Raw genomic sequence first — 26486 nt, 5'->3', positions numbered from 1 at the left:
TCAATGTCGAACAGGCGATAGGAATTCGGGACGTAGAGGTCGGGGCCACGCGCAGGCAATCCGGCTGCGTACATACCGTCCCCCATCAGGCGCGGCGCCTTACCAGTCATTCTTGACTTGAGTGAGATCTTCCATGAGCGGATGACCGTTTGACGTCCCACCCGGAGTGATCGAGCCTTGTTGTCCGCCGACTGCGGCGATCCAAGGAAGTTGGTAGATGCCGCGCCTGGTGCGCCGCATTTGCGCTAACAGACTCCGTCGCTCGCGGGTTTTCCCGGTTGACATCGGGCTGAGCGGCTGGGGTTCCAGAGGCGCGGTGGAATGCGGTCGATCTCGGCGTTGACCCACGACTCGAGCTTCCCTTGCGCGTCCGGGCGGCAGTTGGTGACCTTGCCGTGCTTCGCCAGCACCTCTGCGCGGATGGCCTCGTGGTCGGCTTCCACGCCCGACTCCGTGTACCAGCGCGCGGCGAACTTGCGGAGGGCCGTCTTCTGCTTCCCCCCGGCGTATTCAATCCGGAGCGGGCTGCCGTCGGCGGCGTCGTAGATCGAGGCCACCTTCCGCTTGGCGAGGTAGACGTCGGCTTCGAGGCCGTAGCCGTCGTAGCCGACGAACGTCTGGATGTCCCTTAGCGTATACGCGGGGGCTGTGGCGGGGGGCGTGTTCTTTGCTGTCATCTTCTGCTTCCCCTGTGGGACCGGGGCAGCGCCCGTCCATTGCTCATAGGATTTCAAACACGCTGTAGACGGGTCCGTACACGAACCGATGGCCCACACCGACCGCGATGACCTGGTTCAACCACGCATACTTCCCGGCCGGCGCCTCGAACATCGGGTTGATCCGGAAGTAGTAGCTTGCCGGGTCGACTTCTTCGCCTTTCTCCAGTCGCCGTATGACCTCAGTGGCGCCGTGGCGAATGCCGCGGTAAGACATAGTGACGTTGGTGCCGTCGTCGGTCTGGAGGATCAGGCGCACGTCGAGCAGGGTGCTCCCGTCGCTGCGCACGGTTTGCCAGTCGCTCCCGCCGTCCAGCACCTGGCCCGACACTCGCTCGCCGGCGAACGTTCCCGACGACACGATGCCGACGCGTCGAAACGGGCCCGGCGTGTCGCCGACGATGACGATCGACTTGACGTCCAGGTGCATGACGAACAGAGGCCGCGTTTGCACGCTCGTGAGCGGTGCAGGAAGATCATCGAAAAGGGGGGTAGACATCGTATTCACCATCGCCGTTGATGGCATGGGCTTGGGTCCCACGCCGGTGCATTTGAAAGTCCCAACCGGAGCAAGGTTTTCCTCGAAGGGGGTGATGCGAACTGTTCGTCGCCCGCTTCGCGGTGCTCGTGCTTTCAGGCGGGCGGTATGGCACTGCGGCTGCTTCGTGCTTGCGCCTACTTCAGCGGTGAGAAATCCGTCGGGCGCATGATCCGCGACTCCATGCTCACCAGGATGTCCAGCGCCTTCACCTTGCGACCGAATTCCTGCCAGCGGCCGTCGGCAGCCATCCTGTCCCGACGCTCAAGCCGATCGTCAAGGCCTTTGTAGGCCCAGATATGAGCGATCTGGCTGATATCGCCGATTTCAGTCGTGAAGAAGCCAATCAGGTCGCCGAGGAACTCCAGCTGAAGCGCCAGCCCCTCGCTCTTGTACGAAGCGAGCCAATCGGCGCCGCGTAGCGGCTTGAAGGTGTAAGTTCGGATTTCGTAGAGCATCGGATATCTCCCCTGACGGCTGACAGGCCTGGAATCTGCCAATCGAGCGTTACGACGCGGTTTTTTCCGTCATTGCCCCCCTGCGCTGCCATGCAGGGGAATCTGCGGTCAGGATTGCGCCGCGCCGTTCGCGCGTTCCTCGATTGCATCGATCCGGTCAGTGTAGAAAGCGAGGTGATCCTTGATCGGCGCGACAGCCGCGTATGGGTCCTCGTAAGTCCAGACCGCATTGACGGACCGCTCGCCGCCGGACGGAATCGAGAAGTACGCGCAGTCGCCCTTGTAGGGACAATAGGTGGTGTGGTCGGACCGTTTGAGCAGCGTCATGTCCACATCCTTCCTCGGGATATACAGGACGGCTGGGTAGCGGGCCTCGCGAAGCGTCAACGCGTCGCGTGTATCAGCGATGACGTGGCCGGCTAGCGTGACCACCACGCGAGACGGGTTGGGCTCGATGACGATCGGATGATTGGCATCCGGAACCTTGACGGACCGGGTTGCAGCGGTGGCGTTGCTTGACATGAACACTCTCCTTTGGATTGACGCGTCGGGATACCGGCCCCGCTCCCCCCCTCTTTCCCCTCTTCCCCGGCTCCGGAAAGCCCCGCTTCCCAGACCAAAATGAGGTTGCGGAGGGGGATGCTGGCTGGGCCAGGCTTTTGCGACAAAGGGGCTTTGTCGTGATCTATGCTGACGCGCTGGGGCGCTTCGATACCACGTCGTACCAGCGCCGCAGTGAAGCGTGCTCTTCCGGGATGACGAAGTCGATCGCCTTGGCGGCGAAATCCACCGCCACCATCGCAGTGATGTCCGCGACGGAGAAGCGATCACCGGCCACGAATGGGACTTGTTCCAGGCGGGCATCGAGATCGGCGAAGAAATTCTCCACCCGCAGCTTGCTGCGCTCCGCCAGCTCAGGAATCTGCTCATAGTCGTGGGGGCCAGCGATCGCGCGGCCTTTGAGACCTGGCGCGGCATTGCGGATGGCCTCCATGACCGTGGCGAAGCCTTCCAGTTCGGCGCGCCGCTCCCACATCGCCACCAGCGCCTTCTCCTTTGCCGTGTCACCGAGCAGGGGTGTTTCCGGGTGGAATTCTTCGATGTACCTGCAGATCGCCGGCACTTCGCCGATAGCCGTGCCGTCCTCCAGCACCAACGTGGGCACGACCCGGCGAGGGTTGATCGCCCGATATGGCTCGAAATGCTGCTCGCCCTTGCTTAGATCGACGGGAACGAGTGGTATTGACAACCCCTTCTCGGCGAGGAAGATGCGCACGCGCCGCGAGTTGGGCGAGGAAGCTGAGTGGTAGAGCCTGATCGGGTCGGAGGTCATGGTTGATTTCCTTTGTCGAGATTCGAGATGCTCGCGGAGCGAAGGTCGGGACCTGCGCTTTCGGGGAGCGTCGGGATTGCAGGTTCAGTGGGATGCAGGCTCGCCCAGAACGCCCGCCTTTCGTTGCATCAAGAGCAGCGCGATCGTTGCGAGACTGAGCAAGGCGATCACGCCGGCGCCAAGATCGACCGCCGGGCCCAGTCCCTCGTGCGTCGCCACGACACCAAGGCCAAGGGCGACGACGCCGAGCGAGAGATAGGCGAACAGGTAGAGGGTCGAGAGCACTCCGCCGCGGTGCTGCGCATGTGTCAAGCCGTTGATCAAGGTGAGACCACCCAGAAAAAGCAGGGCATAGCCGATGCCCGTCATCGTCGTGGCCGCCAGGAATATCCACAGTCCGTGCCAAGCTGTGGACAGGGCGAGCAATGCCATGCCGGCCGCCGACGCGATGGAGCCCAAGGTCATGGAAAGGCCAGGGCGTAGCCTACGCGCGACGATCCCGAACACACCAGACGTGACGGCGAACAATGCCAGCGCGGCACCGTTGACCAGGGCATTGGGGGAACCCACCAGGTCGCGGGCTACCTGGGCGCCGAGCGACAGGATCAGTACGCCATGCGTATACGCGGTAGTCACCGCGAGCGCTGCGACTGCGAACGCGGGCCGCAAGGCGCAGGGGATGGACGGCGCCTTGGGGCGCCACTTGCCAGCCACTGGCACACCCGCGTGACGAGGCAAGAGCCAGGCCGCGGCGAATAGCAGCGCAATGAGGACAAACAGCACCCAGAAGCTGAGATGCAGCGGCCATGGCGCGTATTGCGTCAGCGCACCGCCTACGAGCAGCGCCGCCGCGAAACCGAAGGCTTGTGCAGTCGCCATAACGGATGCGGCGCGCTTACCCTGCCCCCGCGAGCCGAACTCCACCATCGCGGCCGTCGAGGCGCCGGCGCTGAGGCCAACGCCGATGCCCATCAGGGCGCGGCCGGCGAACAGCCACGACACGCTCGGTGCAATGGCGAGCAGCAGCACACCGAGCAACGACGCGCCCAGCCCCAGCAACATCGTCGCTCGACGGCCAAGATGGTCGGAGAGGTCGCCGAATGCAATCAGGACGGTCACGACGAAGACCGGATAGATGGCGAATATGCCGGTCGTCACCGTGTGGGTCAGGTGCCACTGCTCGGCATACAGCCGATAGGTCATGGCGGGCGCAGCGCTGGTCCATAGCGTATGTGCGACCACACCCGCCGCCACCCAGAAACTGGTCCGCGGCCCCAACTCGAATGGCCGGGAACCTTCCACAGGATGCTTCGACATCTGGCGCTCGAACGTCACGAAGCGGTCTTGCCGCCGTTGACTCGGATGATCTGGCCCGTAATGAAGGTCGCCTTGCCGGACGCGATGAACACGATGGCATCGGCGATTTCTTCGGGGGCTCCCGCGCGCTTGAGGGGAACACTCGAGAGGAAGGTGGCTTTCCTGTCAGCCGTGCCGGTGAGCCGGTCGAGCATGGCGGTCTGAACCGGGCCCGGGGCAATGGCGTTGACCCGCACGCCGGATGCGGCGCCCTCGAGCGCGGCCGATTTGGTCAGGCCTTCCACCGCGTGCTTGCTGGCGGTGTAGAGGGATGCGTTCGCCGCGCCGCGCTCACCCATCGTCGATGAGATATTGACGATGCTGCCGCTGCCTTGCGCGAGCATCACGCGCATCTCGTGCTTCACGCTGAGCAATGTGCCGAGCACGTTGGTGTCGAAAGTGGCCGCATAGTTCTCGGGAGTCAGTTCCGTCACTGGTCCGGACTGGCCTTCAGTGCCGGCGGCGTTGACTGCCACGTCGAGTCGACCAAAGCGCGCGACCGTGCCATCGACCAAGCTGCTGACTTCGTCTTCATGACGCACATCGGACTTGAGGAATTCCGCTTCGGCACCGAGCTTTCGAAGTTCGGCAGCGAGTTTCTTGCCTTCTTCATCGCGCCGTCCGGAAACTACGACGTGCGCGCCTTCACGAGCGAAGGCCAGCGCGGTAGCACGGCCTATGCCGGTCAGTGCGCCTGTGATGAGGACAACGGGATGTGTGGACATTGCTTTCTCCTGGTCGGGCGCGCGCCCGCCATCTTGAGACAGGAACAGGGAGACGTCGTCTACGAAACGCTCGTGGTACTGATACTGCGAGCCGTGGTTGGCGTCCGGATAGAGGATCAGTTGCGCGTTCGGGATGTGCTGCTGCAGGATCGAGGAGTTCACCGAGTAGATGATCACGTCGCTGTCGCCGTTGACGACCAGCGTCGGCTGCGTGATCGCCTTCAGGTAATCGAAGGGATTCTCGCGCGGTGCGCCCCACTTGGTCAGCGCCTCGAGCTGCGCAGGGGCAACCTGGTCGCCAACATCGGGATCGCGGCCCTCGATGCGTTGGCGCAAGCGCTTGAGGTAAGCGCGTCCAGCCGTCTGGCTGGCCTCGGACGGCGTGAAGAAGACCCTGAGCCACAGGTGATCAGGCTCATCGTAGGTCGCGCCGAAAATCTCTTGCGCTTCGGGCGACAGCGAAGCCATGCCTTCGCCGCTGCGCGGGCCGGTGCCCAACAGGATCAGGCGTCGCACGAGGGCGGGCTCGGCCAGCGCCAGTTCCTGCGCAACGAGGCCGCCCAGGGAAAAACCGAGCACATCGACCTGGGAAAGACCGAGCGCCTTGATAAAGGCCGCGGCGTTAGCCGCCATCTTCTCGATCGAGGCCGGTACCTCGCCGGAACTGCTGGAGATGCCTGCGTTGTTGAACAGGATGACTTCGCGCTGCTGCGCAACCCCGTCCGTCACCGCCGGGTCCCAGTGGTCCATGGTGCCGGTGAAGTGCATGTTGAAGACGAGCGGCACGCCGCCGGTCTTGCCAAAGCGGCGATAGGCAAAGCGAATGCCCTGGGCTTCGACATACTGCGTCGGCGCCGTCTGGTGTGTGTATGCGGTCATGTCGAATGTCCTTCGAGGCATGCGGGGCTAAGGCGCCTCGCCAAAGCGACAGGCGTGAGGTTCAGCGGCTGAGGCCGCGGGCGATGCCAGGCTTGTCCCAAGGCGATGCGCCCTCACCCCACTGCGTGTCGATGACGCGCCCCGGGAGAGTGGCGCTGGGACGATCAGCCCGCGGTCTTGCCACCATCGACGGTGACGATCTGGCCGGTCACGAAGGACGAGGCGTCGGACGCGAGGAAGAGCACTGCGTTGGCAATGTCGCCCGGCTTGCCGACGCGGCCCAGCGGTACGGTAGCGGTCAGCGCCGCCTTGTTCTCGGGGGTGCCGGTGAAGCGGTCGAGCATGCCGGTGTCGACCGGGCCGGGGGCAACAGCGTTGACGCGCACACCTGTGGTGGCGACTTCCAGCGCGGCCGACTTGGTGAAGCCATCGACTGCATGCTTGCTGCCGGCGTAGATGGAGGCGTAGGCCGCCCCTTCGTGACCGTAGGTCGAGGAGATATTGATGATGCTGCCGCTCTTCTGGGCTGTCATCACGCGCAGTTCGTGCTTGAGGCTCAGCAGCGTGCCCAGCACGTTGGTATCGAAGGTGGCGGCGTAGCTCTCGGCGGTCTGGTCGACAACCAGCCCCGGCTGCCCTTCCGTGCCGGCGTTGTTGACGGCCACGTCGAGACGGCCGAAGCGGGCCACGGTCTGATCGACCAGATCGCGAACCTGATCGTCGTGGCGGACGTCGGCCTGGATGAAGGCGACCTCGGCGCCGAGTTGCTGAAGCTCGGTTTCGAGGGCCTTGCCTTCGGCCTGCCGGCGGCCGGAGACGACGAGATGGGCACCATTCTTGGCAAAGGCCAGAGCGGTGGCACGGCCGATGCCGGTCAGGGCTCCGGTGATGAGGACTACGGGCTTGGTCATGATTGAACAACTCCGGTGCGATATGATTTTCGGGGTATGGGGAGGTTTAGCCGGCACCTAGATTCCGGCGAGGACAGGACGCCCCAATACGCCGCCACTGGTAAGAATGTAGGGGTTCGTGACAAAATTGGAAAAGACTTTATAAGCTGACGGGCATACCTCGCAGGCATGGGGGGTTCAACATGGAGGAGCAATGGAACTGCGACACCTTCGGTATTTCATCGCGGTCGCCGAGACGGGTAGCCTGACGGTGGCCGCGGAGCGACGGCTGCACACCTCACAGCCGTCACTGAGCCGGCAGATCCGGGACCTGGAAAATCAGGTCGGGGTCGAACTATTGAGCCGCAGCGGGCGCGGCGTGGAGCTGACCGCCGCAGGCAAGGCATTTATCGATCACGCGCGGCTTGCCCTTACCCAGGTGGACGCTGCGGTCGAAGCGGCCCGCAGGGCGGCGCAACCAGCCAAGCAGCGGTTTGCGCTCGGGTTCCTCACCGGGCAGGAAATGACCTGGCTGCCCGAGGCCATGCACATCCTTCGCGACGAATTGCCCAATGTCGATGTCACCGTCTCCAGCGACTACTCGCCGGATCTTGCCGAAGGACTAGCACGGGGCAAGCTGGATCTGGCGCTCCTGCGCGCCGAACCGGGCTTCGATCTCACTTACAGGGTCGTGAGCCAGGAACCGCTTGTGGTGCTGATGCCCAGCGATCATCCGCTGACGTCACGCGAGGCCATCCGCCCACAAGAGCTCGTTGGCGAGCCCTTCATCGCCATGGCGAACAAGGCCAAGGTGCTGCGCGCGGTGATCGACGACTACCTGGAGCGCTCAGGGGTTCGGATCACACCGACCCAATGTGTGGACAACCCTGCGATGGTCATGTCATTGGTGGCATCGACGCGAGGCGTGACGCTGATCCCGGCCTATGTCGAGAGTCTGATGCCCTTGTCGGTCGTCAGCCGCCCCCTTGCCGGCGAGGTGCCGACGATCGACCTCGCCATTGGCTACAGCGAGGCGAACCGTTCCCCCATCCTGAAGCTGTTCCTGTCGCGGCTGGATGAACTGATTGCTCGCGTATCGAAGCGAGCACATTGACACAGACCTGCAGTTAGACGCCTGGATGCTAACTCTCCTTGCCAGGCATCACGTATTCGAGCGGGTCCGCGGCAACCGTTGCCAGCGTGTATCCGATGGATTTCACATCGACCATTTCAGGTTTCCGGGCTGGATGGGCAGTCCCGGCGGCGCCGAGCGCTCCCAGCAGAAATCCAAGGATCTTTCGCAAGTGCATGGCACTCACGTCGTTTTTGAGCAGCCGATTCTACAGATTCGCGCTGCCGTTGCCGTTAATGGAAGCGGCAACCTACGACAAGCCCATCGTCCCGAAAGACCCCGCGATCCATGAATCCGAACCGGCCAGACCAGACCCAACCGATCACTTTCCAATGGGCGCTCGCGCTCACCTTCGTGGCCTGGTTTGTCGAGGTGATATTGACCATGTTGCTGCGCCCGGCCCTGCTGCGCAGCGGCATGCAGCCAATGGCCGCCGCCAGCCTGATTCGCGTGGCCTGCTACGGGCTGGTATTCAGCACCTTGCTGCATGCCAGCGGGTTGAGCTACCGCAAGCTGTTCCATGAGGGCCGCGCCAGCGTGGCGGCCACGCTGGGCGTGTTGGGCCCGCCGATCCTGCTGATGGTGCCGCTGATCTTGCTGCTCGACGGGCTGGCCATGATCGGCATAGAGGCGCTACTCCCCTTTTCCGCCGATGACGCGCGCATGATCACGGAGATGACGAGCGGGGGCATCGGCATCTGGGTGCTGGTGTGCCTGATTGCGCCGCTCGTGGAGGAGATGTTCTTCCGCGGCATCCTGCTGCGGGGCATGCTCAAGCGCTACGTGCGTGCCGACGCCACCGTGTACTCGGCCTTCGCCTTTGGCGTGGCGCACCTGAACATCTACCAGTTCGTGATCGCGTTCGCCATCGGGCTGTTCGCGGCGGCGCTCTATTGCCGCACGCGTTCGCTCTGGCCCGGCATCGTCCGGCATGCGGGCCTCAACACAGGCGTCATGGTCTCCGCCGCAATGGCGCCGGAAAGCACGGTGCTGGAAGCGCCAGTCGGCGTATGGGCGTTCGCCATTCCATTGGGGCTGGCCGGGGCCTGGATGCTGCGCCGGCTACTGTGGCGACGTCACGGCGCGGGCGCGACGCAAGGCCACCCCTGAGTCCCCCGTTTCGCCCTGCAGGCAAGCCACAAGCCCGGCCCGCAAGCCAGTTTCATCCGCGTTGTCGAAGCGCCCGATGAACACCACCGTGGAGAGATCCCCTGCGCTAGCTTGCTCGCAAACCGACAGTGCCACTCGGCGCGCCGCCACCTGACACGCATGCGCACGCGCGTTCCCCGCCAGCCTGACGATACCTTTGGCACGCAGCACATTGCCGGGCACCGACTTGAGAAACGCCTTCAGGCGCTGCTTGTCGAACTGGCCGTGCAGCCGCACGGAGAAGCTGGCGATCTGGGGCGTATCGGGGCGGCCAAACGGCTGAGGCTGGTACTCGCGGATCCGCGTCCGAGGCGCGACACACGCATCGAAGATCAGGCTCAGCGGAATGGCCACAGCCATCGTCCCGCCTGGCATGGCCGGCTGGTCTTCCTTTGCAGTATTGAAGATCGGCCAGGGGAGCGCTAGTACCAGCAAGCACGTATCGATGAGTCCAGCGCCTCCTGTTTTCCCAAGCGAGCTCAGGGTTAACGCCGGTGGGCAGGCAGGCACCGATGGTGCCCCTGCGAGGGGATCAGGCGGTTGGCGATGTCGAAGCGGGCTTAAATGTTCCAGCGATCGGCGATGGCCGCCAGGCGCTGCCTGAGGTCGTCGAACTCGTCGGACAAGCGCAGCGTCAGCGACACATAGCCTGCCCATCGCGGTGGCATGGTGCCCGCGATTTGCGCGAGCGAACAACTGCCGCGCGGCGCCAGGCGCGCCACCACGCCATGGGTCAGCGCACGCGCCATGCCGATCAGCATGGCGCTGACACGGCGGTTCTCTTCGGCAAGGTGATCGCGCACCAATGCCTTGTCCTCGTCGCCGTCAACGCGCGGGCGCGTGGCCGCGAGCACTTCCAGCAGGCTGATGCACACGCGCATGCCGTGCTGGATGGCCTCGAGCTGCTCCATCGATACGTTGATCTCCTTGGCCACCGACGGCATCAGCGATCGCAGCTGTACCAGCAAGCTGCCTTGCAGCACCATGGCCCGCTGCAGCACGGCCCGGTCGAAGCCTGCGTCGTTGACGATGGCCGTGTGCATCCTGGCGCAGCTGCGCAGGGCCTCGGCCAGCTTGTAGCGCCACGTGTAGGTGGCGTGCAGGGGCAGCGCAAAGGAGAACAGCAGCGCGATCGCGATGCCGATCAGTACATCCGCCGCGCGCCAGAGGCCGTCCGCGATGGCGTTCTCGCCATGGCCGGCGACGATAAAGATGGTGATGGCGGAGAGCAGCGCCACGTAGCCACCCTTGCCGATCGCGTGGTACGCGCAGATGGCGCAAGCGATCACGATCAGCGCGTAGCTGAGCAAAGGCGCGTGAAAATACGATTGCTGCAGGATGATCACCAGTCCCGCGCCCGCGCCGATCAGCGTGCCGAGCGCGCGTTCGGCCGCCTTCTTGCGGATATTGCCGTGGTGCTGCAGGCCGCCGATGACCACCAGCAGCGTGATTGACGCCCACTCGCCATGGGGCAGGTGGATGCCGGTGGTCAGCGCAATGGACGTCAGCAGGCCCAGCGCCACCCTGGCGGCATGAATCACCTTGGCATGGCGGTAGCGGCGCGCCGGATCCAGCACCGGGCGCAGCACGCGCCGCAGCAACGGATGGACGCGAGCGAGCAGCGTGCTGGTCATGCCGGCCCGCCGGCTTGCGCGATGCCTTCGTCCATGCCCTGCAGCCGATACGGCGCCGCCAGCCCGCCATTGCTCGGGCGCATGCGTGGGCCAAGGTGCGCGTCATGGTTCAGGTCGAACAGCACCAGCTCGCTGCCGTTCGCGGGCGGGTTCGCATAGCGCGCATCCACCACCGCGCGCGTGCTGACGAGCACTACGCCGGCCAGCACGGCCCTGCGCTTGAGCAGACGTGTGATTCTTGGCATCATCATCGGCTACCTGGCAGACAAGGAAAGACGCGCCCGGCGCGGCCTCCCGGCCGGCGCGTCAACGCATGGTGACAAGGGCAGCCAGCTGGTCGGCGCACTGCCCCCAGCCTGCGTGAAAGCCCATCTGCTCGTGCGCCATGCGATCTTCCACCGTCCAGTGCCGCACGCGTGCCGTGTACCGGGTCTTGCTGTCCGCGTCCTCGTCCTCGAACGTCAGCACGACGGTCATGAACGGTTTCTCGGAAGGCTCCCACGCCGTGACATAGGCATCGGTGAAGACAAGCCGCTTGTTCTCCACCACCTCAAGATAAACGCCACGGTTGGGAAACTCGACCCCTTCCGGGCTGCGCATGACGACCAGGCTCTCGCCGCCGGGGCGCACGTCCATCTGCGCCGCGGAGATCGTCCACGGGCTGGGCGCGAACCACTGCTTGACCAGCTCGGGATCGGTCCATGCCTTGAAGACGGCGGCGCGCGGAGCGTCGATGATGCTGGTCAGCGTCAGTTCGCGATCCGCGACGGTGGACATCTTGTCGGTGACGGCCATGGTTGCCTCTCCCTTGCGTTGGCGTTGGCGTTGGCGTTGGCACTAGCGCTGACGGTGGGCTGCATCAGCAAAACCACGCTAGTGTCCTCCGCCTTTCACCGTAAGGCAACCGGTCCCCGGGGTCGACGCGCGGCACGCAGGCGCGCGTCCCGCGCCAGATCAGCCCCCGGCGAAGGTCTGGCGCCCTTCGGCCACCAGCCGGACCAGCAGTGGCGCGGGTGTCCAGTGCTCGCCGTGGATGGCATTCAACGCCCGGATCTTGTCGAGCGTGCGGTCCAGACCGATGGTCTCGGCATGGAACATCGGCCCGCCCCGCCACGCAGGAAAGCCGTAGCCATGCACGTACACCACGTCGATATCCGAGGCGCGCTGCGCGATGCCCTCCTCCAGGATGCGCGCGCCCTCGTTGACCAGCGCGAGCACGCAGCGCTCGACGATTTCCTCGTGACTCACGTCGCGGCGTTCGATGCCGGCCTGCGCCGCGCAGGCGCGGATCAGCGCGTCGACCGCCGGATCGGGCAGCGGCGTGCGGCTGCCGGCTTCGTAGCGGTAGTAGCCCGCATTGGTCTTCTGGCCGAAGCGGCCTTGCTCGCAGATGCGGTCGGCCACCTTGGAGTAGCGCAGGTGCGCGGGCCGAGTCGGCGCGAGCCGCTTGCGCGTGGCCCAGTTGATATCCATGCCGGCAAGATCGGCCATGGCCAGCGGGCCCATGGCCATGCCAAAGCGCGTGAGCGCGCCGTCCACCTGTTGCGGCGATGCGCCCTCCTCCAGCAGGAAGCCGGCCTCGCGCCAGTAGGGCGTGAGCATGCGGTTGCCGACAAAACCCTCGCACACGCGCACCAGCACCGGGATCTTGCCGATGGCCTGGGCCATCTTCATGCAGGTGGCGGTGACCTCCGGCGCGGTGCGCTCGCCCTGCACCACTTCCAGCAGCTTCATGACATTGGCTGGGCTGAAGAAGTGCAACCCGATCACATCCTGTGGGCGCGAAGTGGACGCGGCGATCACGTCGATGCTCAGGCGCGAGGTATTGGTGGCGAGGATGGCGCCGGGCTTGCATAACGCGTCGAGCCGGGCGAACACGGCTTGCTTGACCGCCATGTCCTCGAAGACCGCTTCGATGACCAGGTCGGCATCCGCCAGGGCGGCATCGGCCAGCGTGGGCGTGATGCACGCCATCCGCTGCGCAATGCCCTGCGCCGTGAGCTTGCCCTTGGCGGCTGTGATCTCGTAGTTGCGGCGGATCATGGCCAGCCCGCGATCCAGCGCGGCCTGCTGCTGTTCCAGCAAGGTCACCGGGATGCCGGCGTTGGCAAAGGCCATGGCGATGCCCGCGCCCATGGTGCCGGCGCCGAGAATGCCCACCCGCACCGCCGGGCGCAGCGATGCGCCTGCCGGCAGTGCTGCCACCTTGGGCGCCTCGCGCTCGGCGAAGAAGAGGTGGCGCAGCGCCTTCGACTCCGTGCCCGCCACGAGCTGGCCGAAGCGGGCACGTTCGTCGTCGAGACCGGCTTCAATCGGCAAGCGCGTGGCGGCCTCCACGCAAGCAATGGCGGCGCGTTGCGCCAGCGCATTGCGCGCCTTGGCGCTAACCGCCGCGATGCGCGCGGCAAAGTCCACGCCAGCGGCATCGGCACAAGGCTTGCGCGCGATCACGGGATGGGCGCCCGGCAAACCCACCACGCGCTCGGCGAAAGCCACGGCCGCGGCCAGCGGCTCGCCGTCGATCAACGCATTGGCCATGCCGAGGGCCACCGCCTTGTCACCGCGCACAGGGTTGCCGCTCTGGATCAGCTCCAGCGCCGCCGGCACGCCGATCAGGCGCGGCAGGCGCTGCGTGCCGCCGCCGCCGGGCACCAGCCCGAGATTGACCTCCGGCAGCCCCAGACTGGCATCGGCGCTGGCGATGCGGTAATGGCAACCGAGGGCCAGTTCCATGCCACCGCCCAGCGCCACGCCATGGATGGCGGCAACCACCGGCTTGGCCGACTGCTCGATGCGCGCGATCACCTGGCGCAGGGTGGGCTGCGCGCTGGCGGCCGGCGTATTGAACTGGCGGATATCCGCGCCACCGCAGAACGCCTTGCCGGCGCCGAGGATCACGATTGCCGTCACGGCATCGTCTTGCCCGGCCCGGGCGATGCCGTCGAACAGGCCAAGGCGTACGGTGTCCCCCAGGCCGTTCACGGGCGAATTGTCGAGCAACAGGATCGCGGTGCGGCCCTGGCGGCCATATTGCACCGTAGGCGCGGTGGCGGTGAGCGGGGTGAAGGCGGACGCCGAAGAACTGGATGTCATGGGATTACGCGAGCTCAAGGCAAGGTGGAGAGAATGGCCGTAGCCTGGCTGGACAGCACGCCGCCATTGCCATGCACCAGCGCGATGTCCGCGTCCTTGACCTGGCGGGCGCCAGCCTCGCGGCGCAGTTGCGTGACGGCCTCGATCACCAGGAAGATGCTGTACATGCCCGGGTGGAGGCAGGACAGCCCGCCGCCATTGGTGTTCATCGGGAACGCACCGCTCGGCTCGATGCGCCCGCCGGAGACGAAGGCGCCGCCCTCGCCCTTGGCGCAGAAGCCGAGGTCCTCCAGGAACAGGATCGGGTTGATGGTGAACGCATCGTAGAGCTCCACCACGTCGATATCGGCCGGCGTCAGGCCCGCCTCGGCGAATGCCCTGCGCCCGGACTCCACGGCGGGCGTGACGGTCACGTCGTCCATGCAGGAGATCTGCCGGTGCCAGTGGGCGTGGCCGCACCCCAGTACATACACCGGGCTGGCATGCAGGCCGCGCGCGCGGTCGGCCCGCGTGACCACGAAGGCGCCGGCGCCATCGGTGACCAGGCAGCAATCACGCACCGTGAGCGGGTCCGAGATCATCTTGGCGTTGATGACGTCATCGACCGTCAGCGGGTCGCGCGAGAACGCATCGGGGTTGAGCTGCGCCCACTTGCGCGCGGCCACGGCCACCTCCGCCAGTTGCGTGCGCGTGGTGCCGTACTGGTGCATGTGGCGCGCCGCGGCCAGCGCATAGCTGCTGGGCGGGTTGAAGGGCTTGTACGGATGCTCGTAGGGCTGCGGGTCAAGCTCGGCTCGCATCTGGTTCTGGCGCGAGCTGCTCGGCACGCTGCGCGGCGTGCTGCCGTAGCAGATCAGTACGTTGTCGCATTCGCCCGCCTCGATCGCCATCGCGGCAATCTTCAGGTCGGCGATAAACGACGAGCCGCCAAACATCGTGCTATCGGAAAACCTCGGCCGGATGCCCAGGTACTCGGCCATGCGCATCACCCACCACGGCGAGGTGAGGCTGGAGGTGATGATGCCGTCGATCTCCTGCATGCTCAGGCCACTGGCCTTGACCGCGGCATGCGCTGCCTGCGCGATGATCTCCTGCTCGGTACGGCCCCCGGCGTGGCCAAGGCCGGCCAGCCCCGTGCCGAGAATGGCGACGGCGCCGCGCTGCGAGCCGGATCTGCCTCTGGTATTGCCTATCATTGCGTCTCTCCCGGAACGAATACCAGCAAGGGCCCGGCTTCCTCGCGCGCGACCTGCGCCTGCACGCGCATGCCGATGCGGACCGCGTCCGGCGCGACGCCGGTGACGCGGCTCATCATCCTTGGCCCTTCGTCCAGGTCGACCAGGCAGACGTTGTAGTCGCCCTCCTTGCGGCGCACCGTGGTGGTGGAGTACACGGTGCCGCCGCCCGCGGGCGCCAGCCATTCCAGCGCATCCGAGCCGCAGTGCGGGCACAGCACGCGCGGGAAGAAATGCCACCGGCCACAATCCGCGCAGCGGGGAATGACGAAGCGGCCCTGGGCCAGCTGGCCAAAGTAGAAGGCGTCCGCGCCCGGGGCGTCCTGCGTGGAGGATTCGTCATGCATCGATATGGCTTCGCGTGCTTGCCGGCCCATTTACTCGTCCACCTTCACGCCGGTGACCTGGACGGTGCGCTGCCACTTGGTCACCTCGGCCTCGACGTACTTGCGGAATTCCGCCGGCCCCAGCGTGCCCGCGGCTTCGGCGCTTTGCTTGCGCAGCTTGGCCGCCATCTCCGGCGAGCGCATGATGCGGTTGGCCTCCTGGTTCAGCCTCGCCACGATCTCCGGCGACGTGCCGGCCGGCGCGTACAAACCCAGCCAGGTGTAGAGGTCATAGTTCTTGAAACCGGCTTCGGCAATGGTCGGCAGATCGGGAAACAGCTTGCTGCGCTCCGCGCTGGTGACCGCGATCGGACGCAGCTTGCCGGCCGCGATAAATGCGGACACGCTCATGGAATCCTGGAACACCATCGGAATCTGCCCCGCCACCACATCGTTGGTCGACGGCGACGCGCCCTTGTACGGCACATGCACCAGCGGCACGCCCGCCACCTGCCGGAACAGCTCGCCGGCAAGGTGCGTGGAGCCGCCAACCCCGGCCGAGCCATAAGGCACGCCGGGCTGCGATCTGGCCCACTTGATGAACTCCGGCAACGTCCTGGCCGGCACCGATGGGTTCACCACCAGCAGGTTCGGCGCCTTGGCGATCAACGCGATCGGCTCGAAATCCTTCACCGGCTGGTAGCGCACGTTCTTCTGCACGGCCGGCCCGATCACATGGCCGGTCGCGCTAAGCAACAGCGTGTAGCCATCGTTGGGCTTGCGCGCCACGTACTCGGTCGCGATCTGCCCGGCCGCGCCGGGACGGTTCTCCACCACAAAGCTCTGCCTGAACGCCAGCGACAGCTCCGCCGCCAGCAAGCGCCCCACGATATCGGTCATGCCGCCGGGCGCGAATGCCACCACGATGGTGACGGGCTTGCTGGGATACGCGTCAGGCTGGGCCAGCGCGGGCGCGGCTGTTGCCAGGGAAATCAGGGAACTAAGGGCGCTGCCGCACAAGGCGAGCAGGCGCGCGCGGGCCTGGATGGATTTCACGGTGTCTCCGGTCTTTCGTTCTTGTGTGCCGCCGCCTGGTCGACAAGAGGCGGAGAGATCCGCGATCGATGGCTTGGGGCTGCCGGCCAGTATATTTTTGTGGCCGGAGCCCGGCCATCCGAAAGATTCGAATCACCGGTTCGTGGAATTGGAAGGCTTGGGGGAATACGTCCAGAGTCCACGCTCGTGCGAGTTTCAGCCCTGGCCTACCAGACCTCGCGCTTGAAGCGATCCGCCGCATCTCTTCCCGCACGTTTCGTCACCGCAGCTTTCGCGGCCGGGGTAGGACTCAATACCAGCTCAACGCCCAACACCTGTAACGCCCTGTATAAACGCCCTACGCTCGCCACGCTGGGCGGCAACTGCGGGGCGCCACCGCTCCTGCTTAACCGCCTCTGAATACTTCGCTCGGCGCGATGTACACCCGGATCCCCCTGGCCTGCGCCACATCCGGGAAGATGGTCCTCATATCGACCGAAGTCCCGCCGATGGCCTCCAGGAACGTCCAGCCGACAGTCTTGCCGCCGGCGCGGAAGGCCACCGATTCACCGGATGCCACGTTCACGTAGTTCATGCCCGGGGCCAGCGTGACCGTGCGGGTCGTCGTGCCCACGTCGGCGGGGCTGCCGAACAGGGCGGCGACACGGGCGGCCTTGGCGGCCGGCGTAGGCGCCGTGGCGCTCCAGGCGGAGGTACTGGTGGGGGCGATGCCGAGGAGGGAGAGCGCCAGAGCGGCGGCGAGCGTTTGCTTCTTGTTCATCGTTTTTTTCCTTGTGCCTACCCTTGTCAAGTCTGGGTACACGAGGAAAGTGTAGCGACGATGAATCTATTCGAAAAATGATATATGTAGCGCAGATGCAGTCGCTTTTTTCATGGTTACCGGTGGCGCCAGCAACTACACCACCGGGGCGCCATCCTCCCGCGTGGTGGCAACACGCGGATCGTTGAGCAGGAATTGCACGAACGCCGCCGTGAAGGACGGCAGCTTGCCTTCGGCGCGCACGATCAGGTTAAGCTCGCGGCGGGCCCAGGTCTCTGCCAGGCGCACGCCGGCTATCCGCGCCTCGCGCAGGGCCGTTGCGGCCACGCTGCGCGGTACCAGCGCCACGCCCACGCCGGCTTCGACCAGCGACAGTGCAGCCTCGAAGCTATGCGCGTGCAGCCGCACGTTGGGGCTCTTGCCGGCGCGCTGCGCCATGTCGCGCAAGAAGAGGAAGTTGCTGCTGCCGCGGCTCATGCACACGAAATCGAAATCCAGCGCGGCGCCAAAGCGCAACTCGGCCTGGCGCGCCAGCGGATGGCCGTTGGGCACCGCAAGGATCAGTTCGTCCACCGCGTAGCGCACGGCGCGAACGTCGCTGGCATCGATGTCGCCGGCCAGGATGCCGATATCGGCCTCCTGCGCGGCCACGGCGGCGGGAATCGCCTGGCTGGCACGCTCTTCCAGGTCGATGTTGACATCCGGGTTGGCGGCCAGGAAGCGGCTCACGCTGGGGATGATGAAGCCATTGAGCGAACTGCTGTTGGCCAGCAGCCGGATATGGCCCTTGAGCCCGGCGGAAAACCGTCCCACCTCGCCATGCATGCGCTCCACGCCGCGCAGCAGTTCGCGCACGTGCACCAGCAAGGTTTCGCCAGCAGGCGTGAGCTCCATGCCGCGCGCGCTACGCACGAACAGGGCAGTGCCCATCGCGTGTTCGAGATTCTTGAGGCGGTAGCTGGCGGCGGATGCCGTGATGTGGATGGCGGACGCGCCGCTGGACAGGCTCTGTGCTTCTGCAATCGCCTGGAACAGGCGCAGGTCGGTGAGTTCGTAGCGCACTGTGTCTCCGGGTCCGTCTTCTTGTTTCGCTGATTGCCACTTGAGGCGGCACGCGAGACAAAGCAGCCGGCCCCGCGCAAGGGATGCTCATTTTAGAGCATTGCGCGGGGCCGGCCCGGGGGAGCCTCCGGGATCCGGATCTACGCTCAGATGAGCGTCAGGCGCACGTCGATATTGCCGCGCGTGGCATTCGAGTACGGGCAGACCACGTGCGCCTTGTCGACCAGGTCTTGCGCAACGGCGCGATCCAGGCCCGGCAGCGCGATGTTCAGGTCCACCTCGATGCCAAACCCGGTGGGGATGGCGCCGATGCCGACCTGGCCGGTGATGGCGGTGTCGGCAGGCAGTGCCACCTTGTCACGCGCCGCCACGAACTTCAGGGCACCCAGGAAGCAAGCCGAATAGCCAGCCGCGAACAGTTGTTCCGGGTTGGTGCCGGCACCACCCGCGCCGCCCAGCTCGCGCGGGGTGGCCAGCTTGATATCCAGCGCGCTATCGGACGACACGGCGCGGCCGTCACGGCCTCCGGTTGCGGTGGCGGAAGCACGGTAGAGGACTTTTTCGATCGACATGATGACACTCCTGGCTAGTGATAAAAACTGGCTCATCGAGCCTTCGGTTGGAGAAAGCATGCTCGCTTTCCATACTAAATAGCTAGCTATTAAATAGCACGCTATATAATAGACAATCAAAACGGGCTGTCAAGTTGAGCAGCCCGTCTTCAGCCGTCGCTCCAATAGCGCCGGCGCCTTGACCTTACCCGCCAGCCGCTTCTGCAAACCGCTCGCGCAGCTGGTCCAGCTCCGCCTTCACGGCCACCACCTGGTCGACGCTGCAGCCCGAGGCACAGAGCACCGCGCGCGGCACGGCCTCAGCCGGCTCCTTGAGCGCGTGGCCCTCGGCGGTCAGCGAGACGATCACCTGCCGCTCGTCGGCAACCGCACGTTCGCGCCGCAGCAATTGCTGGGCTTCCATGCGCTTGAGCAACGGCGTCAAGGTGGCCGAATCCAGATGCAGGCGTGCGCCGATTTCCGAAACGGTCAGGCCATCGGCCTCCCACAGCACCATCATCACCAGATACTGCGGATACGTCAGGCCCAGCGGCGCCAGCAACTTGCGGTACAGCTTGTTCAGCGCAAGCGACGTGGCGTACACGGAAAAGCAGAACTGCTGGTCCAGCAGCAGCGCCGACGCGGCATTTACCGTGGCGCCGGGTGCTGCCTGCTTGGTCCGGAAGGTGCGTTTCGTGTCCATGGGCTGGAATATACATAGCGCGCGATCTAATTGCAAGCTATTTTTAATATGTCCCTTACTGCACTCATGGTCACGCTTTTCCGACGTCAGCCATCATCAATGCCAAAGGGCAAGTCACCATCCCTGCCGACGTGCGCAATGCGCTAGGCGTGGTCACGGGTGACCGGATTGAATTCGTCATGAATGAGGAGAGTGGTCGCTACGAGATCATTGCAGCCACACAATCGATATCTGCTCTGAAAGGGATCATCGGCACATTGCAACGTCCGGTCTCGGTGGTGGAAATGCACGCGACCATCGCTGAGCGAGGTGCATCGGCACGATGATTGGCCTCAATGCCGACGCGCTTGCTGCCGTTCCTATCCCCAGGCTGCTGACAAACCTGAAGCACTAGCCGAAGCCGCCGAACGGGCCAAAGCCGCCGCACGCCATGACGACGGCTGTCTCTCCCTCTCCCCCAGCCCCTCTCCCGCACGCGGGAGAGGGGAGCCCGACAACGCAGATCCGGCCTTGTCAGCAGTCTGAGGAGCCGCTATGCGGCTGCCCGACTACACGGCTTTTTCCGCGAAGCTCTCGGTCGGCGTGCCCTGGTGAAACGACATCTGCCAACCCTTGTCCGTCAGCGTCCAGATCGAGGTGCGAAGCGTGTGCCGCTCCAGCCGGTTGTCCGGCTGCTGGCAGGCTGACCGGTAGTTCAGCATGGCCACGCCTGGCCCGAGGGAACGCAGCGAGAAATCCTGCGCCCAGATCGTGCCCGAGGCGGCTTCGGTGGGAAGCTCGTCCAGCGTGTCGGCCTTGGTGTAGATGCCGCCGGAGCGGCCGAACTCCAGGAAGTCGTCGTGCAGCAGCGCGTCCAGCCGATGGCGGTCACCGCGCGCTGCGGGCCGATGCAGTTCGGTTTCGAGTTGCCGAAGCAAGGGCAGCAAATCGATGTCTTGGTTCTCGTTGTTCATGTCGCGGTGTTCCTTGGCGTTCCCCGGCGCGGCGCTCCTGCCATCGCTCGGTATCCTGCGTCACTGCACGTCGTCGTCCATGCCGATGGCAGTCGTGTCGATTCTTTCGATCTTTCCTTTTTGCCGCACCTCCGTGCGCAGCACGAACGCTTCCGTCGGGCAGTACCAGTCGGTGACGTTCATGATCGCGGGCTCGGTCTGGATGAGGTCGTCGCCCATCATCAAGGGCCCCAGCGAGGTGCGCTTTTCGTAAGTGATCGGCATGCATTCGCGGCGGCCCAGCACGGTCTCGATGGATTGCGCACGGCCGACGCGCCGCTCGCCAACCGAGACCGAGGCCGACGGCGCGCGAATGGTAGTGACCATCTCGTCCGTCGCCAGGCTGCGGATCTCGAGATCCAGGCTGGAACTCAGGGTCTCGCCCGGCAGCACCACGCCCTCCCGTATCGCCAGGCCCGCGTAGGTCAGCACGCCTTTGCCCTGGAACGAGGCTTGCCCGAACAGCCGCGTGTAGCGCGCCTGCGCATTGATGGTGGCGCGCTGGCTGCTCACGCTGCCCACCGAGCCGGCCGTCGCGCCGCGGTCGAACGTCATCTTGTGGACCTGGTCCATCACGACTGGAGGGCCCATCATGGCCGCCAGCGCCGACTTCGAGTGAATCGACAGCCAGGCGCTGCAGCCATTTTCCGTGAGCGTCGGGTGCCGGATGATCATGGTGATCGACATTGGCATGTCGCCACTGGCCTCCATCTGCGCCCGCGCGCCGGACTGGAACCAGGGCGCGTCGCAGATGGTGCCGGGCACGCCCTGCGCCGGACTGTCGGTGCGGCTTTGCTGTGCCATGGCTTCATCGGCGAGCCCGCATAGCAGCAAGGGAAATAGCATCGCACCCAGTCTCCTGAAAGCGGGCTTCGGCCCATGAGGGTGAGCAGACATGTCGTATCCCAAGCGACCCGGCGCTGGTAATGAATGCCCCGGGCGTGGGGCTGGCCCGGACGGGCCCCGCCAGCATGCCCTGAAGGTAGCACTTGGCATGACGCCCCACAACCCGGATTGGCGCCAGCACCACAGAATCTAACCCTTTGAGGAAAATGCTTAATTCGGCCCTCGGCCGGATTGCGGCAGGACGGGCGTCGCCTTGCCCGAATGGCCGCCGAACACGGGGTAAGGCACGCCGCGCACCGGATCCCCCGTGATCTGGTCGACCACGATCTCCACGTCGGCGACTTCGCGTAGCGCGGCCAGAAAGGGCTGCCCTGGAAAGCCCCGCCCCACGCAGCCCTGCACCAGCAGCCAGCGGCCCCGCACGGTGAGCCACAGCGTGGAGTCATGCCAGCCCGGCAGCGCGATCGACAGCGCCTGCAGGCGGCGCTGCGTGCTTTCCACGATCTCCTGCTCGTACTGGTAGGAATTGCCGAGACGGCAGCGGCCTTCCACATAGCAGTGGTTGCCATCCTCGATCCGGTGATGGGCGTCGCGCCGCCACTGCGCTTCGTCCACGCGGGGCCCGAGCGGCTCCGGGCAATTGGCGATGCGCGACGAGATCTGGAAGAAGGGATCGTGGCCACGGTTTTCCTGGTCGCTGTCGGCAGCGCGCGCCGGCCACGCCAGCATGGCGGTGCCGGCGAAGGCCATCACGGCGATCTGCACGGGCAAGGACGAAGGGCGGACGGGCACGGCAAGCTCCTTGATGGCGGCTCTTGTCTGCGTAGGATAGAACCGGCCGTCAACCATGCAAAGCCCGGCCATGCACGGGCGCCCCGGATCAGCCGCCCTGCTTTTGCGCAAGCCACGCGCCCCAGAACAGGCTGCCGAAGAAGCGTTGCGGCGCGGCAAAGCCCGCCTCGGCCAGCAGCGCCTGCACGGCAGCCTCCGACTGCGGCGGGTCCGCGCCCTGCAGGATCTTGCCCAGCTTGGCCTGGACTTCGTCGGCGCTGGCGCCTTGCATGCGCCAGCGTTCGCCCCACGCTGCCAGCAACAGCGGCTCGCTGGCATAGGCGCGGTAATTGCCGGCGAGGATCAGCGGCGCGCCCGGCTTCAGGCGGGCGGCGATAGCGCGCAAGATATCGCGTTTGGCTTCGTCCCCTGCCAGGTGGTGCAGCACGCCGATCAACGTGGCGGCGTCAAAGCGCGGCGTAGCGGGCAGGTCCTCTACCACGCCAGGCACGGCATGCGTGCGCTCGGCCAGCCCGGCCTGGGCGACGCGCGCCATGGCGAGGTCCAGCATCGGCTGCGACGGATCGACTGCCGTGAAGCGCCACGCCGGCTCCAGCCGGGCCGCGCAGACGATCTCCTGCGCCGTGCCGCCGGCGCCGACCACCAGCACTTCGGCCGCGCGCCCGGCGCCGAGCGTTGCCGCCAGCATGCAGGCGGACAGTTCATGGCAGGCGTCGTAGCCCGCCAGCGCGATGCGGCTTTGCTTTTCGTATTCGCCGGCGCGGCTGGGGTCGAACTTGGCAGCTGAATCAGCGGCGGCAGCGGTCGTATTCGTGGTCATTGGTGCGTTCCTGTTCGTTCACTCTGTCTTGTTGCAAGGGATGGGCCTGAACAGCCTAGAGGGCTAGTCCCGAGGCGACAAGATGAGAACTTATGCTGGTATGAGACCTACCAGCACAAGGACGACCACAAGGACGACTACAAGGACAAACACAAGTCCGCAAGAACGCAGCGCCGCAAACCGCTCAGACCTTGACCTCGAACAGGCAGCCGGACTGCGGCGCCTTGGCCAGCGTTTCCAGCGACACCTGCTGGCGCGACGTGGTGATGTAGAGCGTGTCCAGGTTCGCACCGCCGATCGCCACATCGCTGGGGCACGGCACGGGCATGCCCACCACGCGATCGAGCGTGCCGTCGCGCGTGAACCGCACCACGCTCCAGCCCTCGCACAGCGCTGTCCATATGCCGCCGCTGGTGTCCAGCGCAAGCCCGCTCAGCTTGCCCGCGCCCGGCGGCATGCTGGCCAGCCGGCGCACCGCCGCGGAGCCGGGTTGCAGCATCAGGATGGCGCCGGAGGCGGGCGTGGTGGCGTAGAGGGTGCCATCCGCCGCGCTCCAGCACAGCGCCTGCACGGCCTCGCCGATATGCCAGCGCACCTCGAGGCTGCCGTTGTCGCGCAGCAGGCCGACCGACGATCCGCCTTCGGCGGACTCCATGGCGGCCCACACCGCCTGCGTGGCTTGCGCGCCGTTGCCAACATCGCCAACATCGCAAAACGCCTGCAGCGGCGCGCGCGGCCAGCCCTCCAGCGGGCGGCGGCTGCCATCCGCCGCAATGGCCACCGCGCCATCGTCATGCATGGCCCATACCTCCTCGCCGCGCAGCAGCATGCCCGTGACGGGCGCTTCCAGCCGCAGCAACTGTTCATCGCGCGCGGGGTCTTGCGTGGTGTCCAGCATGCGCACCGAGGGCGCCAGCACGTCGGCCCAGTACAGCCGCTGGCGCCGCGCGCACCACAGCGGATGCCCGCCCTGGAAGGCCCAAGGCCCGGGCACTGCAGTCACCGCGGCGTCTCCCGCCGGCGCGCGCACGCCTTCGAGTTGCGCGCCGATGCGGCGGGCGGCCTGTGCCACTTCAGGGCCCAGCAACTCCAGCCGCGCCCGCGTGAAGCGGTAGGCCGGACCGGCCACGCTGATGGCACCGCGCACCACGCCTTCGGGGTCGACGATGGGCGCGCCCACGCAGCGCACGCCCATCACGATCTCCTCATCGTCGATGGAGTAGCCGCGCGCGGCGGTGATATTGAGCTCCGCGTTGAGGCGGCGGCGATCGGTGATGGTGAGCGGCGTGAGCGCCTTCAACGTCAGGTCGCGCACGATGGCGTCGCGTGCCGGGCCTTCCATGGCCGACAGGATGGCCTTGCCCTGGCTGGTGCAGTGCACCGGCTTGCGCTGGCCCAGCACCGCGGCCGAGCGCTCGCTGTGGGCACCGTCGCAGCGTTCCAGCGAGATCACCTCCAGCCCGTCCAGCGTGGCAAGGTAGCAGGTCTCGCCGGTGAGGTCGCGCAGGCCGCGCATCTCGTGCGCGGCGGCGGCCACCAGGTCCGGCATGGTGTAGGCCTGGCGCGCCATCTCGAAGCAGCGAAAGCCCAGCCGGTACACCTTGCGCAGCGGATCGCGCCGCAGCATGCCACGCGCCACCAGCGTGGCCAGCAGCCGGTACACCGTGGTGCGCGGCAGCGCGAGTTGCGCGGCCAGGTCGCTCTGGCTGACGCCGCCGGGGGTGGCGCCTACCGCTTCGAGCACGTCGATGGCTTTCTCGATTGCGCCGGTACCGTCACCGGGATTCGCGGACATGGTGGCTTGTCTCAATATATGGAAAAAACGAAGGAGTCTGGCGGGGCAGGCCCTCTGGTGAGCATTTTAAGTTCTCGGGAAGTTCAATACCATGCAATCAGCCAGCACAGCTGACACGCGGCCAGGTTTGTCCCACCGATTGGGACGAGGGCCGCCCCGACCACTTGCAACCTGGACAGCGCGCATCATGAGCACCAACCCCATCTTCACGCCTCCCCCGCCCCTGGCCAACATCCCGCAGCGCGCACCCGCGCCGCACGTGCCGGATTCCGTACTCGACCGCCTGGCCCAGGTGACCAGCGGCTCGCTGACCACGCAGCTCTACATCAAAGGCTTCCGCCAGCCGGTATTGCATGGGCTGACGCCGCTCAACCCCAAGGTCAAGCCCTTTGCCGGGCGCGCATACACCATGCGCTTCATCCCGGCGCGCGAGGACATCGACGTCTATGGCAACCTCACCACCGAGCCTTCCGCCGACAACCTGCAATGGGTAGGCGTGGAACAGATCGAGCCGGGCCATGTGCTGGTGATCGACAGCAACCGCGACGGCCGCGCCGCATCCATGGGCAATATGCTGATCACGCGGATGATGATGCGCGGCGCCCGCGCGGTCATCACCGACGGCAGCTTCCGCGACGGCACCGAGCTGAGCCAGATGGATTTCCCGGTGTGGAGCACGGGCGTGACCGCCACCACGCGGCTGTCCTACCATCATGTGGCCGACCTGCAAGTGCCGATCGGCTGCGCTGGCGTGGCGATCTATCCTGGCGACGTGATCCACGGCGACGGCGACAACATCACCGTGATCCCGGCCCACCTGGCCGAGGAAATGGCCAACCTGTGCGAGAAGCGCGACGACATCGAAGCCTACCTGGCACTACGCGTGCAGGCCGGTGAAGCGCTGTGGGGCCTGTACCCGCCGAGCGAAGCCACGCGCGCGCAGCATCGCGAATGGGTTGCCGCCGGCCGCCCGCCGATCCCGGCCGCCAAGCCAGCCGGCAGCCGCTGAATCCGCCCAACCGGACACAAGACCAAGATGACCGCCAAATTCACTCCCGAACAACACGCCGCGCTGATCCGCCGCTACTTCGACGCCTGCAACGCGGCCGACTACGACGCGCTGGTGGACTGCTTCACGCCCGACGCCGTGCACTACTTCCCCGCCGGCCTGCCCGAAGTGCCCTGGCGCAGCGCCGACACCATCGCCAAAAAATGGATCTGGTGCGTGGAAACGCTCGGCTCGCAATGGACCATCGAGCGCCTCATCGTCAGCCACGACACCCCGGAGGCGATGATCGAGTGGACGCACTGGAAGAACAAGAGCGGCACCGCGCTGCGCGGCGCCGAGTGGTACGACTTTGATCCGCAGACCGGCAAGATCGCCGAGATCCGCGCCTATTACGCCTCGCCCGCCGACAAGGCAACGCCCATCAACGAACTGGTGGCATTCGACTACGCGGGCCGCGGCTATCACCTGAAGAGCGTATGACCATGTCCTCCCTGCTGCAATCCATCGACGCGCGCAGTGGCCAGCCCACCGGCGCAAGCTGGCCGGCATCCACGCCGGCGCAGATCGATGCCGCTGTCGCCGCCGCCGCTGCCGTGGCCGGCCAATGGGGCGCCAGTCCCGCCGCGCAACGCGCCG

General features: G+C 65.9%; 31 protein-coding genes and 1 pseudogene. 5 read left to right on the top strand and 27 right to left on the bottom strand.

Annotated elements, in window-relative coordinates; genetic code table 11:
• Positions 1–245 precede the first annotated feature (245 nt).
• The 9 genes and pseudogenes from ACGLHR_RS31910 to ACGLHR_RS31870 form a co-directional block, all read right to left on the bottom strand.
• A complete protein-coding gene (locus ACGLHR_RS31910) occupies positions 246–677 on the bottom strand; it encodes a hypothetical protein (RefSeq protein WP_400098735.1) in 432 nt (143 codons plus the stop codon).
• A gap of 43 nt (positions 678–720) precedes the next feature.
• Positions 721–1215, bottom strand: a complete 495-nt coding sequence (locus ACGLHR_RS31905) for a DUF3237 domain-containing protein (RefSeq protein WP_400098733.1) — start codon at positions 1213–1215, stop codon at positions 721–723.
• Positions 1216–1391: 176 nt separating this feature from the next.
• Positions 1392–1712: an NIPSNAP family protein gene (locus ACGLHR_RS31900; protein ID WP_400098731.1), complete on the bottom strand. Its 321-nt coding sequence runs from the start codon at positions 1710–1712 to the stop codon at positions 1392–1394.
• A 108-nt stretch (positions 1713–1820) separates the two neighbouring features.
• Positions 1821–2234 carry a DUF427 domain-containing protein gene (locus ACGLHR_RS31895; protein WP_400098729.1) on the bottom strand — a complete coding sequence of 138 codons (414 nt, stop codon included), beginning with the start codon at positions 2232–2234 and terminating at the stop codon, positions 1821–1823.
• Positions 2235–2397: 163 nt separating this feature from the next.
• Positions 2398–3045, bottom strand: coding sequence for a glutathione S-transferase family protein (locus tag ACGLHR_RS31890; protein ID WP_400098727.1), 648 nt, complete (start codon positions 3043–3045; stop codon positions 2398–2400).
• Positions 3046–3129: 84 nt separating this feature from the next.
• Positions 3130–4380: an MFS transporter gene (locus ACGLHR_RS31885; RefSeq protein ID WP_400098726.1), complete on the bottom strand. Its 1251-nt coding sequence runs from the start codon at positions 4378–4380 to the stop codon at positions 3130–3132.
• The gene (locus ACGLHR_RS31880; RefSeq protein ID WP_400098765.1) at positions 4377–5126 is read right to left on the bottom strand and encodes an SDR family NAD(P)-dependent oxidoreductase; all 750 of its coding nucleotides are present in this window, start codon (positions 5124–5126) and stop codon (positions 4377–4379) included. Before ACGLHR_RS31880 ends, ACGLHR_RS31885 begins: the two co-directional genes overlap by 4 nt.
• Before the next feature lie 27 nt (positions 5127–5153).
• A pseudogene (locus ACGLHR_RS31875) lies at positions 5154–6005 on the bottom strand (alpha/beta fold hydrolase); the annotation flags it as partial.
• A 164-nt stretch (positions 6006–6169) separates the two neighbouring features.
• Positions 6170–6916, bottom strand: a complete 747-nt coding sequence (locus ACGLHR_RS31870) for an SDR family NAD(P)-dependent oxidoreductase (RefSeq protein WP_400098724.1) — start codon at positions 6914–6916, stop codon at positions 6170–6172.
• Between the two features lie 193 nt (positions 6917–7109).
• Here ACGLHR_RS31870 and ACGLHR_RS31865 point away from each other — a divergent pair, with 193 nt between their 5' ends.
• Positions 7110–8009: a LysR family transcriptional regulator gene (locus tag ACGLHR_RS31865; RefSeq protein WP_400098722.1), complete on the top strand. Its 900-nt coding sequence runs from the start codon at positions 7110–7112 to the stop codon at positions 8007–8009.
• Positions 8010–8037: 28 nt separating this feature from the next.
• Here the strand turns inward: ACGLHR_RS31865 and ACGLHR_RS31860 are convergent, their stop codons facing one another.
• On the bottom strand, positions 8038–8205 hold the full coding sequence (locus tag ACGLHR_RS31860; protein WP_400098721.1) for a hypothetical protein: 168 nt from the start codon (positions 8203–8205) through the stop codon (positions 8038–8040).
• 110 nt (positions 8206–8315) lie between these two features.
• On the opposite strand from ACGLHR_RS31860, the gene ACGLHR_RS31855 reads away from it, so the two are divergent.
• A complete protein-coding gene (locus ACGLHR_RS31855) occupies positions 8316–9137 on the top strand; it encodes a lysostaphin resistance A-like protein (RefSeq protein WP_400098720.1) in 822 nt (273 codons plus the stop codon).
• On the opposite strand, the gene ACGLHR_RS31850 is transcribed toward ACGLHR_RS31855, so the two are convergent.
• The 12 genes from ACGLHR_RS31850 to ACGLHR_RS31795 form a co-directional block, all read right to left on the bottom strand.
• Positions 9090–9536: a GTP-binding protein gene (locus tag ACGLHR_RS31850; protein ID WP_400098719.1), complete on the bottom strand. Its 447-nt coding sequence runs from the start codon at positions 9534–9536 to the stop codon at positions 9090–9092. The genes ACGLHR_RS31855 and ACGLHR_RS31850 overlap by 48 nt on opposite strands.
• A gap of 200 nt (positions 9537–9736) precedes the next feature.
• Positions 9737–10810: an FUSC family protein gene (locus ACGLHR_RS31845; protein ID WP_400098718.1), complete on the bottom strand. Its 1074-nt coding sequence runs from the start codon at positions 10808–10810 to the stop codon at positions 9737–9739.
• Entirely contained in the window at positions 10807–11055 is a 249-nt protein-coding gene (locus ACGLHR_RS31840) for a hypothetical protein (protein WP_400098717.1), read from the bottom strand. Before ACGLHR_RS31840 ends, ACGLHR_RS31845 begins: the two co-directional genes overlap by 4 nt.
• Positions 11056–11116: 61 nt before the next feature.
• Positions 11117–11605 carry an SRPBCC family protein gene (locus ACGLHR_RS31835; RefSeq protein WP_400098715.1) on the bottom strand — a complete coding sequence of 163 codons (489 nt, stop codon included), beginning with the start codon at positions 11603–11605 and terminating at the stop codon, positions 11117–11119.
• A 159-nt stretch (positions 11606–11764) separates the two neighbouring features.
• Positions 11765–13903 (bottom strand): 3-hydroxyacyl-CoA dehydrogenase NAD-binding domain-containing protein, encoded by a 2139-nt coding sequence (locus ACGLHR_RS31830; RefSeq protein ID WP_400098713.1) that lies wholly within the window; start codon positions 13901–13903, stop codon positions 11765–11767.
• Between the two features lie 14 nt (positions 13904–13917).
• Positions 13918–15099 (bottom strand): thiolase, encoded by a 1182-nt coding sequence (locus tag ACGLHR_RS31825; protein WP_400098711.1) that lies wholly within the window; start codon positions 15097–15099, stop codon positions 13918–13920.
• Positions 15096–15485, bottom strand: coding sequence for a Zn-ribbon domain-containing OB-fold protein (locus tag ACGLHR_RS31820; RefSeq protein ID WP_400098709.1), 390 nt, complete (start codon positions 15483–15485; stop codon positions 15096–15098). Before ACGLHR_RS31820 ends, ACGLHR_RS31825 begins: the two co-directional genes overlap by 4 nt.
• 30 nt (positions 15486–15515) lie before the next feature.
• Entirely contained in the window at positions 15516–16520 is a 1005-nt protein-coding gene (locus ACGLHR_RS31815) for a tripartite tricarboxylate transporter substrate binding protein (protein ID WP_400098708.1), read from the bottom strand.
• Between the two features lie 385 nt (positions 16521–16905).
• Positions 16906–17280 (bottom strand): CzcE family metal-binding protein, encoded by a 375-nt coding sequence (locus tag ACGLHR_RS31810; RefSeq protein ID WP_400098706.1) that lies wholly within the window; start codon positions 17278–17280, stop codon positions 16906–16908.
• 135 nt (positions 17281–17415) lie between these two features.
• On the bottom strand, positions 17416–18342 hold the full coding sequence (locus ACGLHR_RS31805; protein ID WP_400098704.1) for a LysR substrate-binding domain-containing protein: 927 nt from the start codon (positions 18340–18342) through the stop codon (positions 17416–17418).
• A gap of 146 nt (positions 18343–18488) precedes the next feature.
• On the bottom strand, positions 18489–18914 hold the full coding sequence (locus ACGLHR_RS31800) for an organic hydroperoxide resistance protein (protein WP_318232093.1): 426 nt from the start codon (positions 18912–18914) through the stop codon (positions 18489–18491).
• 184 nt (positions 18915–19098) lie between these two features.
• The gene (locus ACGLHR_RS31795) at positions 19099–19596 is read right to left on the bottom strand and encodes a MarR family winged helix-turn-helix transcriptional regulator (RefSeq protein ID WP_400098702.1); all 498 of its coding nucleotides are present in this window, start codon (positions 19594–19596) and stop codon (positions 19099–19101) included.
• Positions 19597–19688: 92 nt separating this feature from the next.
• Here ACGLHR_RS31795 and ACGLHR_RS31790 point away from each other — a divergent pair, with 92 nt between their 5' ends.
• Entirely contained in the window at positions 19689–19922 is a 234-nt protein-coding gene (locus tag ACGLHR_RS31790; RefSeq protein ID WP_400098763.1) for an AbrB/MazE/SpoVT family DNA-binding domain-containing protein, read from the top strand.
• A gap of 222 nt (positions 19923–20144) precedes the next feature.
• Here the strand turns inward: ACGLHR_RS31790 and ACGLHR_RS31785 are convergent, their stop codons facing one another.
• The 5 genes from ACGLHR_RS31785 to ACGLHR_RS31765 all read right to left on the bottom strand — a co-directional run bounded on the left by ACGLHR_RS31785 (position 20145) and on the right by ACGLHR_RS31765 (position 24841).
• Positions 20145–20549: a DUF4440 domain-containing protein gene (locus ACGLHR_RS31785; protein WP_400098700.1), complete on the bottom strand. Its 405-nt coding sequence runs from the start codon at positions 20547–20549 to the stop codon at positions 20145–20147.
• Between the two features lie 60 nt (positions 20550–20609).
• Positions 20610–21434, bottom strand: coding sequence for a hypothetical protein (locus ACGLHR_RS31780; RefSeq protein ID WP_400098698.1), 825 nt, complete (start codon positions 21432–21434; stop codon positions 20610–20612).
• Positions 21435–21644: 210 nt separating this feature from the next.
• On the bottom strand, positions 21645–22163 hold the full coding sequence (locus tag ACGLHR_RS31775) for a BON domain-containing protein (RefSeq protein ID WP_400098761.1): 519 nt from the start codon (positions 22161–22163) through the stop codon (positions 21645–21647).
• Between the two features lie 151 nt (positions 22164–22314).
• The gene (locus tag ACGLHR_RS31770) at positions 22315–23046 is read right to left on the bottom strand and encodes an SAM-dependent methyltransferase (protein ID WP_400098696.1); all 732 of its coding nucleotides are present in this window, start codon (positions 23044–23046) and stop codon (positions 22315–22317) included.
• 184 nt (positions 23047–23230) lie between these two features.
• Complete coding sequence (locus tag ACGLHR_RS31765; RefSeq protein ID WP_400098694.1) at positions 23231–24841, bottom strand: IclR family transcriptional regulator C-terminal domain-containing protein; 1611 nt, start codon at positions 24839–24841, stop codon at positions 23231–23233.
• Between the two features lie 187 nt (positions 24842–25028).
• Between ACGLHR_RS31765 and ACGLHR_RS31760 the strand changes: the two genes are divergently transcribed.
• Together ACGLHR_RS31760 and ACGLHR_RS31755 are read left to right on the top strand one after the other, a co-directional pair.
• Positions 25029–25850 (top strand): ribonuclease activity regulator RraA, encoded by an 822-nt coding sequence (locus tag ACGLHR_RS31760; RefSeq protein WP_400098692.1) that lies wholly within the window; start codon positions 25029–25031, stop codon positions 25848–25850.
• 27 nt (positions 25851–25877) lie between these two features.
• Positions 25878–26330 (top strand): nuclear transport factor 2 family protein, encoded by a 453-nt coding sequence (locus ACGLHR_RS31755; protein WP_400098690.1) that lies wholly within the window; start codon positions 25878–25880, stop codon positions 26328–26330.
• The last annotated feature ends 156 nt before the right edge of the window (positions 26331–26486 follow it).

Origin of the sequence: Cupriavidus sp. CuC1 (assembly GCF_044627735.1) — a bacterium.
Taxonomy (GTDB): Bacteria; Pseudomonadota; Gammaproteobacteria; order Burkholderiales; family Burkholderiaceae; genus Cupriavidus; species Cupriavidus ulmosensis.
The sequence above is the reverse complement of the archived record's forward strand: the minus strand, read 5'-3'. Positions and strand labels throughout refer to the sequence as shown.

Coding starts and splice junctions, on each gene's coding strand:
- ACGLHR_RS31910 (WP_400098735.1), bottom strand. CDS start 677: ATGACAGCAAAGAACACGCCCCCCGCCACAGCCCCCGCGTATACGCTA.
- ACGLHR_RS31905 (WP_400098733.1), bottom strand. CDS start 1,215: ATGTCTACCCCCCTTTTCGATGATCTTCCTGCACCGCTCACGAGCGTG.
- ACGLHR_RS31900 (WP_400098731.1), bottom strand. CDS start 1,712: ATGCTCTACGAAATCCGAACTTACACCTTCAAGCCGCTACGCGGCGCC.
- ACGLHR_RS31895 (WP_400098729.1), bottom strand. CDS start 2,234: ATGTCAAGCAACGCCACCGCTGCAACCCGGTCCGTCAAGGTTCCGGAT.
- ACGLHR_RS31890 (WP_400098727.1), bottom strand. CDS start 3,045: ATGACCTCCGACCCGATCAGGCTCTACCACTCAGCTTCCTCGCCCAAC.
- ACGLHR_RS31880 (WP_400098765.1), bottom strand. CDS start 5,126: ATGTCCACACATCCCGTTGTCCTCATCACAGGCGCACTGACCGGCATA.
- ACGLHR_RS31870 (WP_400098724.1), bottom strand. CDS start 6,916: ATGACCAAGCCCGTAGTCCTCATCACCGGAGCCCTGACCGGCATCGGC.
- ACGLHR_RS31865 (WP_400098722.1), top strand. CDS start 7,110: ATGGAACTGCGACACCTTCGGTATTTCATCGCGGTCGCCGAGACGGGT.
- ACGLHR_RS31860 (WP_400098721.1), bottom strand. CDS start 8,205: ATGCACTTGCGAAAGATCCTTGGATTTCTGCTGGGAGCGCTCGGCGCC.
- ACGLHR_RS31855 (WP_400098720.1), top strand. CDS start 8,316: ATGAATCCGAACCGGCCAGACCAGACCCAACCGATCACTTTCCAATGG.
- ACGLHR_RS31850 (WP_400098719.1), bottom strand. CDS start 9,536: ATGGCTGTGGCCATTCCGCTGAGCCTGATCTTCGATGCGTGTGTCGCG.
- ACGLHR_RS31845 (WP_400098718.1), bottom strand. CDS start 10,810: ATGACCAGCACGCTGCTCGCTCGCGTCCATCCGTTGCTGCGGCGCGTG.
- ACGLHR_RS31840 (WP_400098717.1), bottom strand. CDS start 11,055: ATGCCAAGAATCACACGTCTGCTCAAGCGCAGGGCCGTGCTGGCCGGC.
- ACGLHR_RS31835 (WP_400098715.1), bottom strand. CDS start 11,605: ATGGCCGTCACCGACAAGATGTCCACCGTCGCGGATCGCGAACTGACG.
- ACGLHR_RS31830 (WP_400098713.1), bottom strand. CDS start 13,903: ATGACATCCAGTTCTTCGGCGTCCGCCTTCACCCCGCTCACCGCCACC.
- ACGLHR_RS31825 (WP_400098711.1), bottom strand. CDS start 15,099: ATGATAGGCAATACCAGAGGCAGATCCGGCTCGCAGCGCGGCGCCGTC.
- ACGLHR_RS31820 (WP_400098709.1), bottom strand. CDS start 15,485: ATGCATGACGAATCCTCCACGCAGGACGCCCCGGGCGCGGACGCCTTC.
- ACGLHR_RS31810 (WP_400098706.1), bottom strand. CDS start 17,280: ATGAACAAGAAGCAAACGCTCGCCGCCGCTCTGGCGCTCTCCCTCCTC.
- ACGLHR_RS31800 (WP_318232093.1), bottom strand. CDS start 18,914: ATGTCGATCGAAAAAGTCCTCTACCGTGCTTCCGCCACCGCAACCGGA.
- ACGLHR_RS31795 (WP_400098702.1), bottom strand. CDS start 19,596: ATGGACACGAAACGCACCTTCCGGACCAAGCAGGCAGCACCCGGCGCC.
- ACGLHR_RS31785 (WP_400098700.1), bottom strand. CDS start 20,549: ATGAACAACGAGAACCAAGACATCGATTTGCTGCCCTTGCTTCGGCAA.
- ACGLHR_RS31780 (WP_400098698.1), bottom strand. CDS start 21,434: ATGCTATTTCCCTTGCTGCTATGCGGGCTCGCCGATGAAGCCATGGCA.
- ACGLHR_RS31775 (WP_400098761.1), bottom strand. CDS start 22,163: ATGCTGGCGTGGCCGGCGCGCGCTGCCGACAGCGACCAGGAAAACCGT.
- ACGLHR_RS31770 (WP_400098696.1), bottom strand. CDS start 23,046: ATGACCACGAATACGACCGCTGCCGCCGCTGATTCAGCTGCCAAGTTC.
- ACGLHR_RS31765 (WP_400098694.1), bottom strand. CDS start 24,841: ATGTCCGCGAATCCCGGTGACGGTACCGGCGCAATCGAGAAAGCCATC.
- ACGLHR_RS31760 (WP_400098692.1), top strand. CDS start 25,029: ATGAGCACCAACCCCATCTTCACGCCTCCCCCGCCCCTGGCCAACATC.
- ACGLHR_RS31755 (WP_400098690.1), top strand. CDS start 25,878: ATGACCGCCAAATTCACTCCCGAACAACACGCCGCGCTGATCCGCCGC.